This window comes from Methylocystis sp., assembly GCF_051061225.1.
Taxonomy (GTDB): Bacteria; Pseudomonadota; Alphaproteobacteria; order Rhizobiales; family Beijerinckiaceae; genus Methylocystis.
Genome location: NZ_JBPFEB010000095.1, coordinates 138,084 through 152,346 on the forward strand (window position 1 = coordinate 138,084; position 14,263 = coordinate 152,346).

At 69.6% G+C, this 14,263-nt stretch carries 9 protein-coding genes; 3 read left to right on the forward strand and 6 right to left on the reverse strand.

Annotated features, from left to right (window positions below):
- Nucleotides 1–46 precede the first annotated feature (46 nt).
- The gene (locus ACR652_RS17125; RefSeq protein ID WP_434507690.1) at nt 47–1,861 is read right to left on the reverse strand and encodes a M24 family metallopeptidase; all 1,815 of its coding nucleotides are present in this window, start codon (nt 1,859–1,861) and stop codon (nt 47–49) included.
- A gap of 183 nt (nt 1,862–2,044) precedes the next feature.
- On the opposite strand from ACR652_RS17125, the gene ACR652_RS17130 reads away from it, so the two are divergent.
- Nucleotides 2,045–2,518 (forward strand): DUF411 domain-containing protein, encoded by a 474-nt coding sequence (locus ACR652_RS17130; protein ID WP_434507691.1) that lies wholly within the window; start codon nt 2,045–2,047, stop codon nt 2,516–2,518.
- On the opposite strand, the gene ACR652_RS17135 is transcribed toward ACR652_RS17130, so the two are convergent.
- Entirely contained in the window at nt 2,446–3,810 is a 1,365-nt protein-coding gene (locus ACR652_RS17135) for an NAD(P)/FAD-dependent oxidoreductase (RefSeq protein ID WP_434507692.1), read from the reverse strand. The two genes, ACR652_RS17130 and ACR652_RS17135, sit on opposite strands and share 73 nt — an antisense overlap.
- Nucleotides 3,811–3,888: 78 nt before the next feature.
- On the opposite strand from ACR652_RS17135, the gene ACR652_RS17140 reads away from it, so the two are divergent.
- The gene (locus tag ACR652_RS17140; RefSeq protein WP_434507693.1) at nt 3,889–4,914 is read left to right on the forward strand and encodes an RluA family pseudouridine synthase; all 1,026 of its coding nucleotides are present in this window, start codon (nt 3,889–3,891) and stop codon (nt 4,912–4,914) included.
- A 144-nt stretch (nt 4,915–5,058) separates the two neighbouring features.
- Here the strand turns inward: ACR652_RS17140 and ACR652_RS17145 are convergent, their stop codons facing one another.
- The 4 genes from ACR652_RS17145 to ACR652_RS17160 form a co-directional block, all read right to left on the reverse strand.
- Nucleotides 5,059–6,234 carry a lytic murein transglycosylase gene (locus ACR652_RS17145; protein ID WP_434507694.1) on the reverse strand — a complete coding sequence of 392 codons (1,176 nt, stop codon included), beginning with the start codon at nt 6,232–6,234 and terminating at the stop codon, nt 5,059–5,061.
- Nucleotides 6,235–6,298: 64 nt separating this feature from the next.
- Nucleotides 6,299–6,889: a hypothetical protein gene (locus tag ACR652_RS17150; protein WP_434507695.1), complete on the reverse strand. Its 591-nt coding sequence runs from the start codon at nt 6,887–6,889 to the stop codon at nt 6,299–6,301.
- A 104-nt stretch (nt 6,890–6,993) separates the two neighbouring features.
- Complete coding sequence (locus tag ACR652_RS17155; RefSeq protein ID WP_434507696.1) at nt 6,994–7,284, reverse strand: hypothetical protein; 291 nt, start codon at nt 7,282–7,284, stop codon at nt 6,994–6,996.
- 108 nt (nt 7,285–7,392) lie between these two features.
- Entirely contained in the window at nt 7,393–12,021 is a 4,629-nt protein-coding gene (locus tag ACR652_RS17160) for a peptidoglycan-binding protein (protein WP_434507697.1), read from the reverse strand.
- A gap of 402 nt (nt 12,022–12,423) precedes the next feature.
- On the opposite strand from ACR652_RS17160, the gene ACR652_RS17165 reads away from it, so the two are divergent.
- Entirely contained in the window at nt 12,424–14,217 is a 1,794-nt protein-coding gene (locus ACR652_RS17165; protein WP_434507698.1) for an acyl-CoA dehydrogenase C-terminal domain-containing protein, read from the forward strand.
- Nucleotides 14,218–14,263 lie beyond the last annotated feature (46 nt).

The following is a 14,263-nucleotide window of genomic DNA, read 5'->3' on the forward strand; positions in this document are numbered from 1 at the left end:
ATGCGCATCAGCAGCATGCGCATGGGATCGACGCCGATCCCGCCGCTCAGATCGCCCGCGTCGCCTCCCGCAGCCACTTTTTCGTCCTGGCGTCGACGAGCGGAGAAAGCGTCTTGCGCACCTGCGCGTGATAGGCGTTGAGCCAGGCGGACTCTTCCGGGCTCATCAGCTTCGGCTCCACGCAAGCGAGATCGAAAGGCGCGAGGGTGATGGTCTCGAAGCCATACATCTCGCGCTCCGCGCCGGCGATGTCGCGCCTTTCGACGATCACCAGATTTTCGAGCCTGATCCCATATTCGCCCGCGCGATAATAGCCGGGCTCATTGGAGAGGATCATGCCCGGCCGCAGGGGCGTCACGCCGACCCTGGAAATGCGCTGCGGCCCCTCGTGCACGGACAGATAGGAGCCGACGCCATGCCCGACGCCGTGATCGAAATCGAGGCCCGCCTCCCACAGGAAGCGGCGTGCGAAGCCGTCGAGCTGCGCGCCGGTGGCGCCCTTTGGAAAGACCGCGCGCGCGATGGCGATATGCCCCTTGAGCACGCGCGTGAAATGATCGCGCAACTGTCTTGACGCGCGGCCCACGCAGACGGTTCGCGTCACATCCGTGGTGCCGTCGAGATATTGCGCGCCGCTGTCGACGAGATAGACGCCCTTGCCGATGCGCAGATTGCTCTTTTCGGTCACGCGATAATGCGGGATCGCCGCATGCGCTCCGAAGGCCGAGATCGTCGGGAAGGAAATGTCGCGCAATGCGCCGGTCTCGCGACGGAAGGTTTCGAGCGCCTCGGCGGCGGTGATTTCAGTGAGGCCGCCTTTTGGCGCCGTTTCGGAAAACCAGGCGAGAAAGCGCGTCAGCGCGGCGCCGTCGCGAATATGCGCCTCGCGCGCGCCGGCAAGCTCCGTCTTGTTCTTGACGGCCTTGGGCAGCGAAGCGGGGTCATCCGCGACGCGCGGCTTGCCGCCGGCCTCGCGCAAGGTCTCGACGAGCTTCACGGGCGCGGTCGCTGCGTCGAACAGGATGGTCTCGCCACGCCGGCCGGCTTGCGCCAGATCGCCGAGCAACCCGGAGGGCGCGCGCAGGGTGAGAAACTTCTCCAGCGCGGCGCGGGTCTTCTGGTCGAGCTTGGCGTCGTCGGCGTAAAGGGCCGGCGCGCCCTCCTTCGGCAGGAGGGCGAAGCACAGCGCGATGGGCGTATGCGCGACGTCCGAGCCGCGAATGTTGAAGGCCCAGCAGATGGCGTGCGGGTCCGACATGAGCGCCGCGTCGGCGCCGTTCAGACCGGCGCGCAAAGTCTTGATCTTCGCGGCGGCGGCCGCGCCGGCGTAGCGCGGCGGATGAACGACGATCGCGCCCATGGGCTCGGCGGGCCGGTCCGTCCACAACGCGTCGATCGGATTGGCGTCGAGCGCGACAAGCTCGATCTTTTTGCTCTCCAGCGCCTTGGCGAAGCGCTCGATCTGGCCGCTTGTGTGCACCCAGGGGTCATAGCCGATCCGGGCGCCCTCGCGCGCATGCGCGGCGAGCCACTGGGCGGGCGCCGTTTCGGCGATGTCGATCGACGCGAACAGCCTGCCGTCGATCTCCTGCGGCGCCTGCAGCACATAGCGTCCATCGACGAAGAGGGCGGCCTCTTTTTGCAAAATGACGGCGAAGCCCGCCGAACCGGTGAATCCCGTGAGCCAGGCGAGCCGCTCGGCGTTCCTGGGAACATATTCGTTCTGATGCGCGTCCGCGCGCGGCAGCAGAAAGCCGTCGAGAGTCTGGCGCGCGAGTTCGGCGCGCAGCGCGGCGAGCCGGGCGGCGCTGTCGTGAGACGAGGAGGCGTCGGCGAAGGATTGGAATTTTGCTTCGAACATGAGGGAAAGCTAATCCGCCCAAAGGCGGCGGGCAATGGGAGAACGGGCGCCGCCCCCTCCCCGTCCCCTCTCCTTACGAAGCGGGGGAGGGACAGGGGCGTTGCCTCGGGCCGCGCAATGCGCATGTATGAAGAGGAATCGCCGCAGCACGCGGGCCTCTGATCTCCACAACGGGAATAACCCATGCAGCACCCCCTCTCGCGCCGCCAGACCCTCTGCTTTCTCGGCGCGGCCGCCGGCGCGCTCGCCTGCGGCGCAGCGCAGGCGGAGGACGCGAAGAAGATGATCGTCCACAAGAGCGCGACCTGCGGCTGCTGCGGCGGCTGGGCGAAGCACATGCGCGCGGCCGGCTATGTGATCGAGGAAATCAACGAGCCGGACATGAAGGCGATCAAGGCGCGGTTGGGCGTGCCGGAGAAGATGGCCTCCTGCCACACCGCCGAACTCGACGGCTACATCATCGAGGGCCACGTGCCCGCGCAGGCCATTGCGCAATTGCTGAAGGAGCGCCCCAAGGCGGTCGGCCTGGCCGCGCCGGGCATGCCGATGGGCTCGCCCGGCATGGAGATGGGCGAGCCGGAAGTCTACAGCCTGTATTTGTTCGACGCCTCTGGCGCGCGCGAATTCGGCAAGTGGCTGGGCGACAAGCCGGCCTGAGCGTCATCCTTCAGAAGGCCGAGATAACGGGCGGCGCCCCTGCCGGCGGCGAGGCCGGTGGCGAACGCCGCCTGAAGCAGATAGCCGCCGGTGGGCGCGTCGAAGTCGAGCATCTCGCCCGCGACGAAGACGCCCGGCATCTTCATGACCATCAGACCGTCGTCCACTTCCTCGAAGGAGACCCCGCCGGCGGTCGAAATCGCGCGCTCCAGCCCGGCGACGCCGGCGACCGTGAGCGGCGCGTTCTTGATCAGCGCCGCCAGCGCCTCGGCGTCGCGCGGCAGGCCCTCCGGCCGCGCCTCGCGCAGCAGGCCGATTTCCGCCCGCGAGAAACCGGCGCGGCGCAGAAAGGTGGCGTGCGATTGTTTGGGCGGACGGCGCGTGAGCTTGCGAATCAGACAGGCTTCGCTCGTGTCGGGGCGCAGATCGAGGCGGAGCGTCGTTTGCCCGGCCTCCGCCGCGGCCTCGCGCAGCCGGGACGAGAGGGCGTAGACCGGCCCGCCTTCGAGCCCCGCCCGCGTGATCACCACATCGCCGCGCGCGGTGGCGTCGCCATGGCGCAGAAGCACGGTCTTGAGCGGCTGGCCCTCGAAGTCGCCCCTGAAGATCGGGCTCCAGTCGATGACCGCGCCGCTGTTGGCCGCGGCGAGCGGCGTCACCGCGACGCCCGCCTCGCGCAGCGTGCCGGTCCAGCCGCCCTCGGAGCCGAGGCGCGGCCAGGAGGCGCCGCCGAGCGCCAGCACGACGGCGTGCGCCGGGCGGGTGAATTCGGCCCCGTCAGGGCCGCGCAGCCGCAGCGCCCCCTGCCCGGCGAAGCCCAGAAAGGCGTGGCGCGTGGCGATGCGGACGCCAAGATCCGCCAGCCGCGCCAGCCAGGCGCGCAGCAGGGGCGACGCCTTGAAGCTCGCCGGAAAGACGCGCCCGCTCGATCCCACGAAGGTCGATTCGCCCAGTTCAGCGCAGAAATCGCGCAGCGCCTGGGGCGGAAAGGCGCGGATGACGGGGCCGATGCGCCGGGCGGCGGCGCCGTAACGCGCGATGAAGCGTTCGAGATTTTCGCTGTGGGTGATATTGAGACCGCCGCGTCCCGCCATGAGAAATTTGCGCGCGGGGCTCGGCTTGTGCTCATAAACGATCACGCGCGCGCCGGCGCGGGCGAGAGCTTCGGCCGCGAACAGCCCGGCGGGTCCCGCTCCAATCACGGCGCAAAATGGAGTGGCGGCGTCGTTAATGTCAGCGGCCTCCACTTGAGCGGCGGCGACGAATGCGAGAGGCGGATGGCTCTGTCCCATCTCAGGTCACGCTTCTATCGGCGTTTTTCGGAGCGCTCAGTTAGCACGAGCGCTCCCTTAAGCGGAAGAAAACTTTAAATGAGCTTCGAGGATATGCAGCAAATGGACGCAGGCGGCGCCACGCGTTTCGCCTTCACCGTCGCCGAGGACGCGGCCGGGGCGCGGCTCGATCGCTACCTTGCCGAGCGGCCGGAGCTTGTCGAGGCCCATCTCTCCCGCAGCCGGCTCAAGGCCCTGATCGAGGAGGGACGCGTCGCCCTGCGCGGCGCGGCGGTCTTCGACCCGGCGAAAAAGCTCGCCCCGGGAGACATGGTCACGCTCGACGTGCCGCCGCCCGAGCCCGCCGAGCCGCAGGCGGAGGACATCGCCCTGAACGTCGTTTTCGAGGACGCGCATCTCATCGTCATCGACAAGCCGGCGGGCCTCGTGGTGCATCCGGCGAGCGGGCACGAGACCGGCACGCTGGTGAACGCGCTGATCGCCCATTGCGGCGATAGTCTCTCCGGCGTCGGCGGGGTGAAGAAGCCGGGAATCGTGCATCGCATCGACAAGGACACGACCGGCCTGCTGGTGGTCGCGAAGACCGACGCGGCCCATCACGGCCTTTCGGCGCTGTTCGCCGATCACGGCCGCACCCTGTCGCTCACGCGCGAATATCTGGCCTTCGTCTGGGGCGTTCCCGACCGCGCCCATGGGACGATCGAGACCCATCTCGGGCGCCACAACATCCAGCGCGAGAAGATGGCGGTCGTGCCGGAAGCGCGGGGGCGGGAGGCCATCACCCATTGGGAGAAGGTCGCCGATTTCGGAGTGGCGTCGCTGATCCGCTGCCAGCTCGAGACCGGGCGCACCCACCAGATTCGCGTGCATCTCGCCCATATCGGCCATCCGCTGATCGGCGATTCGACCTATGGCGCGGGCTTCAAGACCAAGGCGGCCAAGCTTCCCGAACCGGCGCGCGCGGCCGTGGAGGCGCTCGGCCGGCAGGCGCTCCACGCCGCGACGCTCGGTTTCGAGCACCCGGTCACCGGCGAGGAGATGATGTTCGAGAGCGAGTTGCCGGAGGATCTCGCCGCGCTGCTGGCGGCGCTGGAGGAGGGGTAACACGCGTCCGACGCCGATCCTGCTCAATTTCACTCCCCTCTCCCCGCGCGCGGGGAGAGTGTGAGGGGCAAGGCGCGAAGGCAGGGGGTGTCTGCCGTCTGGAGACGGTCAACTCCGACGAGACCCGCTCCCCGCCGGACGGATCTACCCCCCGCGCAGCGCCTTCAGCACCTTGAGGCTGGCGCGGCCGTTGCGCGGCAGGCCGACGCGGCTCTGATAATCCGCGATGGCCTCCTTGGTCTTGGTCCCGATGACGCCGTCGGGGTCGCCCACGTCATAGCCGGCGCGGATCAGCAGCCCCTGCAACTCGCGCCGCTCGGCGCGCGACAGGCCAGGATCGTCCGTGGGCCAGGGCGTCTGGATGCCGGGACGCCCGCGCAGCCGGTCCGACAGCACGCAGATCGCCAGAGCATAGGATTCGGCGGCGTTATAGGCGTAGATCGCGTCGAAGTTCCTCGTCACGAGAAACGCCGGGCCGTTGCGTCCCGCCGGCAGCAGCAGCCCGGCCGAACCGCCCCCCAGCCCGCCGCCATCGAGCCGCGTGATCCCGCGCGACTCCCAGAAGGACATGGGCTGCTTGCGCCCGCGCCCCGTCGGGCCGGAATAATTCTCCGGCAGCCGCACCTCGAAGCCCCAGGTCTCGCCGGAGCGCCAGCCGCTCTTGCGCAGGAAATTGGCGGTCGAGCCCAGCGAATCCGCCGCCGAGCTCGCAATGTTGCGGCGGCCGTCGCCGTCGAGATCCACGGCCGTGCCGAGGAAGGTCGACGGCATGAACTGCGTATGGCCGAAGGCGCCGGCCCAGGAGCCCATGAATTCGTCGGACCGGATGTCGCCCGCGTCGAGAATCTTCAACGCGGCGACGAATTCCTTGCGCCAGTAGTCGTTGCGGCGGGGGGCCTCGCAGGCGAGCGTCGCCAGCGACTGCACCACGGGGCGCTTCCCGAAGCTCTTGCCGAAATCCGACTCGACGCCCCAGACGGCGACCACCGTCGCCGGGTCGACCCCATAGCGGCTCTCGGCGGCGTGCAGCGCATGGCCGTATTTCTGCACCATCGCGCGCCCTTCCTCGACGCGCTCCTCATCCACGAGGCCGGCGACGTAATCCCACACCGGCGTCGTGAACTCCGGCTGCTTGTCCATGAAGCTGACGGCGTCATTGGGCTCGAGCCCGTTTGTCGCGGAGGCGATCGCGTCGTGACTGACGCCCGCCCCCGCGGCCGCCTGGCGCAGACCCGACAGACAGTTTGACCATTCCGCGCGGGCCGGGCCCACGAAGAGGAGAAGCGCGGCGACAGCCGCGGTCAGATGATTCGCCTTCATGCGCTCACGATAACGCAGGAAAGTGTTTTTTTTACTTTGGCCGCGCGACTCCCGGGTCTCGCGGCTACACCGGCCGATTGGCGTTCCGGTTGCGCACAGGCCCCATGCGCTCGACGCCCTGCGCATAGCTGATGACGTCGAATTTCTGGTTGAAGCCCAGCGCGGCGTCGGCGACGGCGTCGGTCTTGCCGGCCGTGGAGAGTTTCTTGAGGTCGCCCTTGTCGAGATAGAGCAGCTCCAGCAGCTCGTTGTAGACGGTCGCCTCGTCGATCGGCAGCACGTTGAACGTGATTCCGTCGATCTCGACCTCATATTTCGACAGCAGGTCGATGTTGTTGCAGAAGATGAAATACTTCCCCTCGGGCGTGAACAGGCCCTTCGTCACCTCGGCCAGAGTGGTCAGCCATTCGAAGGAATGAAGATAACAGGCGAAGAACGGAATTGTCGGTTCTCCGACATGGGCGATGGCGATCACCTGATCGACCGAGCGCTCCGGCGGGCGTTTTTCATCGGCGAACTGGTCCGCGAAAATGAGCGCCAGTTCGCCACGGAAGCCATAGCGGCCCGGCTTTTCCGTGGGACCCTTGAGGACCGCGTTGAGAAGGCGGCCCTGTTCCTCGAGGATCTTGAAGGCGGTGTTGGCAATGCTGGTCATTTCGTCTCTCTTCGCCGTTTGGAAACCTGCAGCGAGAGAAGAGCAACCGACGTGCCACCCATGCGTCGGGCCGCCCGCGGCGGTCCGACGCATGTCGGAAACGATCAATATTGATCGCAGACGCGGCGGGGATGCGAGCCGATGACGTTGCCGTATTCGTCGAACACGGGGCGGCGCTCGGTCCAGCAGCGCGGCGGGGGCGGCGGCGGCTCGACATAGACGACCGGCGGCGGCGCCGGCTGGGCCAGCGCGCCGCCAGCGATGGCGCCGAGCGCGAAGCCGCCGATGCCGGCGGCGATGGCCGGGCCGGCCGAGTCCGCCCGCGCCGGCGCGACGGACAGCGTCAGGGCCCCGATCGCCGAAACAGCGAGGATCGGGGCAAGGGTCTTGCGCATCTCAAACTCTCCCAAAAGGCGACGGGGCCTGTTGAAAACCTTTCCCATCGCGACGTTAGCGGTCAGATGGTCGATGAATCGTAAATGCGCGGCGAAAACGTGACGGCTTCACCCCGATCCATCTCGAATCATGGAGACTTTCGGCCGCGACGGGGGTTTCGGCCCCGATGTCGGGAGGCGGATGTTCTCCCAGCCGCCGGCGGGCGGCGCGACTTCATTGGCCTCGCGCGGCGGCTCCTTCACGCGGAACGCCGCCGCGGCGGCCTTCGCGGCGGCCAGCTCCCTGGAATCCAGCCGCGCCCCGACTTCCTCGCGCTTCTTGTCCGCATCGGCGTCGCCCTGGGCGGCGGCGGCGGCGAACCAGACATAGGATTGCGTCAGGCTCTGCGGCAGGCCGAGACCACGCGCGTAGAGGATCGCCAGATTGTACTGGCTGTCGCGGACGCCCGCCTCGCCGGCCTTGCGGAACCATTCCGAGGCGGCCCCGTAATCCGGCTTGCCGTTGTCGCCGCCTTCGGCGAGCATCACCGCGAGATTGTGCATGGCGCGGGCGTTCCCGGCCTGCGCCGCGGACAGATACAGCTTGCGCGCGCGGGCGGGATCGCGCTCCACGCCGACGCCCTTCTCATAGAGCGATCCGAGCCGGTATTGCGCCGGCGCGAGACCTTGCGCGGCGGCTTTCTCGAACCACTGGGCCGCCGCCTTCGGATCGCGCGGCGCGCCCCGCCCTTCGGCGGAGCGCAGGGCGAGCTCGAACTGCGCCGCCGCGCTGCCCTGCTCGGCGAGCGTACGGATGACGTTCACCGCCTCCTGCGGCGACAGCGGATTGAGCGCGCCGGGGCTGATCGAGCCGACCGGCGTCTTATCGAGCGGGGCATTGTCCGCGCGCGGCGCGATCATGCGCGGCGTCGGCGCGGGCGTCGGCGCGGCGGCCTGCGGCCGCTCCACCTTCTCGGGCTCGGGAAGGGCCGGCGCGACGGAGCCCTTGGGAGCCCGCCTGTCGGCCTTGGGGGCAGGCGCGGGAGCCGTCGCCTCGCCGTCTCCGGGCGAGATTTCCGCGTGCTGGCCGCCCTGCCGCCAGGTCTCGGCGCCGTCGATGCCGATGCGCGCGATCTGATAGGCCCCCGCCATCAGCACCAGGGCGCCCAGGCCGAGCAGCAGCGGCCGCTTGCGCTCCTGGATCAGCGCCGCAAGGCCGGAGGCCTTGCCGGCGGATCGGGCTTCGCCCCCGGCGGCGTTTTCCGCCACCGTGGCGGCGCGGCGGGCCATATGGGCGCGCTCGGCGGCCTGCGCGTCGCGCGCCGCCTGCTGGGCGGCGCGGCGCGCGGCGGCGATGAAGTCCATCTGGGCCGATTCCGGCCGGGAGGCCTCGGGCGCGACGGCGGCCTCGGCGGTCTGCGGCCGATCCGTCGCCGGCTGCGGCCCGAACGCCGCCGAGAGGATCTCCGTCAGATCGCCGGGGTCCGGCGCTCCGGCGCGAGGCGCCAGCGGCGCCGCCTCGGGCGCGCGCTCCATCTCCACCGGCTTCGGCGGCCGTGCGACGGGAGGCCGCACGATCGCCGGGGCGGGAGGCGCGGCGCGGATCTCGGTCAGCTCGTCCTCGAACATGGCGAGCCGGTCGACCACGCGCTCCAGCGTCTCATGCACGGCGAGCAGCGTCTCATGGGTCCGCTGCCCGCTTTCGTCCTGAATGTTGCGGATGTCGGAGAGCTCGCGCTCGATCGCGGCGCGCAGGGCTTCGGCGTCGGGGCTCGCCTCTCGCAGAATATCCTGCGTGGCGCGGCGAATCGCCTCCTCGGCGGCGAGCGTCGTCGCGGTTTTGGTTTCCTCGATCTGCGCGACGAGCGCGCCGATCTTCTCCTCGACGGCCGAGAGCGCGGCGCCGTTATGGTCGCTGCGGTCGAGCCGTTGCGAGAGGGCGCTGATCTGCCGCTCGAGCGCCCTCAGCGCCTCGGCGTCGCCGCGCGGATCGACCGCCTGATTCATGCGCGCGGCAAGCTGCTCGACGAGGTCGGTCAGCTCGGCCTGGCGCGCCTCGACGCGGGCGCCGTCGTCGGGGCGCCGCGCCAGCGCCATCTGCATATGGTCGAGCCGCGACGCGATCTCGTCGAGCTTGGGATGCTCGGTCGGCGCCGTCAGCAGCGCGCCGAGCCTGTTCGTGCTCGGATCGTCGAGGCGGTCGACCTTCTGCGACAATTGCTCGAGCTGGCTGCGGATCGGCTCCATGTCCGGCGCCGCGGCCCTCGCCGCCAGCGCCGTTTCGACCTTGCGGTCGAGGCCGCGCACGAGCTTCTCGATCGCGCCGATTTCCGGCTTGGGGACCGCCGCGCCCTGTTCGAGCTTCTGCGCCAGAGTCTCCCGCACGCCGTCGATGCGCTGCGCCAGATCGGCGAAGCGCTGGTCGGCCTGCGGCCTGGCCAGCGCCGCCTCGATGCGCGCGATCGACTCGGCCGCCGCCGGGTCGGGAAGGCGCCTCTCGATGCGTCCGATCCGTTTGCCGATCTCCGCGAAGCCGGTCTCCGGATTCGGCAGGCGCGTCTCCAGCGCCTCGAGCTTGCGCCCGATCTCCTCGAAGCCGAGCCGCTGATCGGGAAGGCGCGTTTCGAGCGCCTCCAGCTTGCGGCCGATCTCCTCGATCACCGGCGCGTGCGGCGGGTGATCGAGCGCGGTGTCGAGCTTTTTCGCGAGGCCCGCGACGAGGTTTTCGAGCGACGACGTGTCGAGCGGCGGCGGCGCCTGCGCCGCGCTGGCGGCGATGCGCGTGGCGAGCTTGTGGCCGAGGTCGTCGATCCGCTTGCCGATTTCGTCGAAACGCTTGGCGCCGGCTTCGGCGACCACGCCGTCGAGCTTGGCGGCCAGCGTCTCCAGACGGCCGCTGAAGGTGTCGAAGCTCGAACTCGTTTCTTCCGCCACGATGGCGCGGATGGAGCGCGCCACCTCGCCCATGTCGAAGGCGACGGCGGCCTTGGCCGCGTTGCCGGCGGCGCGGGTCAGCAATTCGACGCGCTGCGTCAGGTCGACGAGCCGCGCCTCGATCTTTTCGAGCGGCAGCGGCCGCGCGGCGAGACCGGCGAGCTGCGTGCGAATCTCGGCCGTCTGGCCGACCAGCAGCTCGACGGCCGCCGGGTCGATCGCGCCGGGCTGCTGAAGCGCGTCGAGGCGCCGCCCGATCGCCTGCACGTCGGCGTGCAGATTGCGCACGAGCGGGCTCGGGTCGAGCTCCTTCATGGCGATGCGCAATTCGCCCGCGATCCGCTCGGCCGGCGCCAGCAGATCCTCGGCCACGCCCTGGTCGCGCTGCGTCTCGATGCGGCGCGACAGATGATGCAGCGCCGTCTCGATGGAGGCGATGGAGGCGCGTGGCGCGAGTTCGACGATCGCGCCCGCCATCTCCGCCAGATCGCGGCGCCGCGCCTCGACCTGGCGCATCACCACGAGATGGTGATCGGCGCGTTCGGACGCGTCCCGACGCGCCGTCTCGAGCTGCTGGGCGATCGTATCGAGGCGCGCGTGGACCGCCGCGAGATGTTTGGCGGAGGGAGCCGGCTCCGGCGCCTCCATGCGCGCCGGCGTTTCCATGCGCGCCGCCGTCTCCATGCGGGCCGGCGCGGGCGCTGGCGGGCGGGATGGCGTGGGGGGAGCCGCCGGCGCCTCCACGGCGTCGAGCGCGCGCTGGCGGCGCGCGATTTCTGCGACGGACTCTTCCAGCGGACGGCGCGCGAAGGACTCGGGCCGGCGCGGAGGCTCGGGTCGGGCAGGCGCCGGCGCCTCGGGAGCCGGCGGCGGACCGGTCCGTTCGCGGGCCTGCGACGCGTCCAGCCGGCTGGCGATGTCCGCCAGACGCCGGTCGAGCCCATCGAGCGCTTCCTCGACATGGGCGACGCGATCCGCCCCCGAGAGGCGCTCCAGGCGCGATTCGAGCCGCGCCAGCGCCGAGCGGATCGGCCGGACGCTGTCCCCGGCCGAGGGCTGTTCGGCCAGGCGCGATTCGATGCGGCCCAGGCGCCGGGCGAGGAAGGCGAGCCCCTCTTCGGCCGTCTCGCGGCTGCGCGCGCCGTCTTCCACGAGCCCGGCGAGATTGTCGAGCGCGCGGGCGGTGTGGCGCTCGCTCTCCGCGATGCGGCGCCCGACGATCGCCGCCGCATCGGCGACGATCGCCTCAGGATCGACCGGGTCTTCAAATCCGGCAAGGCCGCGCCAGGAGGCGCCGAGCCTCCGCCCGCCCCGACGCGATCCGTCGTCGTCCATCTCCTCGTCCGCGTCGAAACGGGAATCGCGGCGTGCGCGCAAGGGCGCGCGCATATCCTCCGCCTCGTCGCGCCAACGGCGCGGCGCGTCCTCGTCCGCATGCCGGCGCCGCGGCGGCGCGTCGCTGAACTCCTCGCGGCGGCGGCGCTCGTTGCGCCCCTCCTCCCGGGACCGGCGCGGCTGCTCGTCGAAATCGTCGCGCTGGCGGCGCGGCCGGCCCTTGGCCTCGTCGCGCCAGCGGCGCGGCGGCTCGTCCTCGTCCCGCCGCCGGCGCGGCTCGCCCCCGCCCGGCCGCGCCAGACGACGGGCGGCGGCCTCGACGCGCTCCGCGTCGTCGGCGTCGTCGTCCTCGAAGGCGTCTTCGTCCTCGCGGCCCGCGTCATCCAGCCAGGCGCCGAGGCGCTTTCCCGAGCGACGGGCCTCGGCGCGAGCGGCGCTGCGCGCCTCTGCGTCCTGTCCGCGATATTTTCGGGGAAGAGCCTTGGTCATGTGCGTGTCCGGCGAATCCGTCTGGCGGATGGCTCGAGAAGAACTCCAGGAAACCGATTCACAGGCACGCGCGAATCAGGCTTTAACTTAACCTTAAACTTATGCGAACGTCGCGTTAACCATTCAAGCGCCGAGCCGGCTCCAAGGCTGAATTTCGTTGTGGACGGTAAACAGGGGGTTAACGGCCGCCGGCGCCGGTAAGTTTTGTCAGAGCTTGAGAAACAGACAGTTAGCCAGCGCCGTGACATTGTTTGGGGAAAGGATGCGCGCGCAGGTTGAAAGGGCCTGAGCCATGTTCAACCCCCTATTGCGCGCTTCTCGCCCCCTCTCTACCTAAGACGCGAACGGCGTCTCACGCGGACGGCGCGCGCCGGCCGCAGGTCGATTTTTGGGGAGAATTCGATGCCGAGCTACAGAGCGCCCGTCGACGACACTCTTTTTCTGCTCAACGACGTGTTGCAGGTCCAGCGCTTCGGCGCGCTGCCGGGGTTTGCCGACGTCACGCCGGACGTGATGGCGCAAATCCTGTCCGAGGCGGGCAAGCTCTGCGAGGAAGCGCTTGCCCCGCTCAATCAGTCGGGCGACGCCAATGGCTGCCGCCGCCACCCGGACGGCTCGGTGACGACGCCCGCCGGGTTCAAGGCGGCCTTCGAGGCCTATGCGGGGGGCGGCTGGATCGGTCTGCCGGTTCCGGAGGAGTATGGCGGACAGGGCCTGCCCTTCGCCTTGTCGACGGTGATGAGCGAATATGCGTCCTCGGCGAACATGGCCTTCGCCATGTATCCGGGGCTCACGCAGGGCGCGCTCGCGGCGCTCCTGACGCATGGCTCGGACGAACAGAAGCGGCTCTATGCGCCGAAAATGGCGGAGGGGCGCTGGACCGGCACGATGAATCTCACCGAGCCGCAGTGCGGGACCGATCTCGGCCTGCTGACGACAAAGGCGGTCCCGCGCGCCGACGGCTCCTATTCGCTCACCGGGCAGAAGATTTTCATTTCGGCCGGCGAGCATGATCTCGCCGAGAACATCATCCATCTGGTCCTCGCGCGCATCGAGGGCGCGCCGGCGGGGGTGAAGGGCATTTCGCTCTTCCTCGCGCCCAAGTTTCTCGTCAACGCCGACGGCTCGCTCGGCGCGCGCAACGGCGTCTCGTGCGGCTCCATCGAAGAGAAGATGGGCATTCATGGCAACGCCACCTGCGTGATGAATTACGACGGCGCCCAGGGCTTCCTCATCGGCGAAGCCAATCGCGGCCTCAACGCCATGTTCGTCATGATGAACGAGGCCCGGCTCGGCGTCGCCATCCAGGGGCTCGCGCAATCCGAGGTCGCCTATCAGAACGCGCTCGCCTACGCCAGGGAGCGGCTGCAGGGCCGCGCGCTGACCGGGCCGAAGGAGCCGGACAAAAAGGCCGATCCGATCATCGTGCATCCGGACGTGCGCCGCATGCTGATGGAGATCAAGGCGTTCAACGAGGCGGCGCGCGGGCTCACGCTCGCCGCCGCGCTCGACAGCGACGTGGCGCATCGCTCAAACGACGCGGCGGCGCGTCAGGCGGCGGAGGATCGTCTCGGGCTGATGACGCCGGTGCTGAAGGGCGTGCTCACCGACGTCGGCTTCGACAACGCCGTGAAGGCGCAGCAGGTGTTCGGCGGGCATGGCTACATTCGCGAATGGGGCATGGAGCAGTTCGTCCGCGACGCGCGCATCACGATGATCTACGAAGGCGCCAATGGCGTTCAGGCGCTCGATCTCGTCGGCCGCAAGCTGCCGCGCGATGGCGGCCGCGCCATCATGGCCTTCTTCAAGGACGGCGCCGAACTGTTGCAGGTGCACGGCGACCGCGAGGCGATGAAGCCCTTCGTCCAGCCGGCGCAGGCGGCGCTCGGCGATCTTCAGAAGGCCACCATGTGGCTCATGCAGAACGCCATGGCGAAGCCCGACAACGCCGCCGCCGCGTCATACGACTATATGCACCTCCTCGGCCGGGTGGCGCTGGCGTTGATGTGGGTGCGGATCGCCGCCGCGGCGATCGACGGGAAGGCCCGCGAGCCGGATCAGGCTGCGCGCATGGACGCGAAGCTCGTCACCGCGCGCTTCTACATGGAGCGCATGCAGCCGGAAACGGGCCTGCGGCTGGCGCGCATCGTCACCGGCGCCGACACGATGATGTCGCTTACGGCGGAGATGTTCTAGCCATGAAAGCCAAAGTGCGCGCGGCTTCGCCCCTCACCCCAACCCT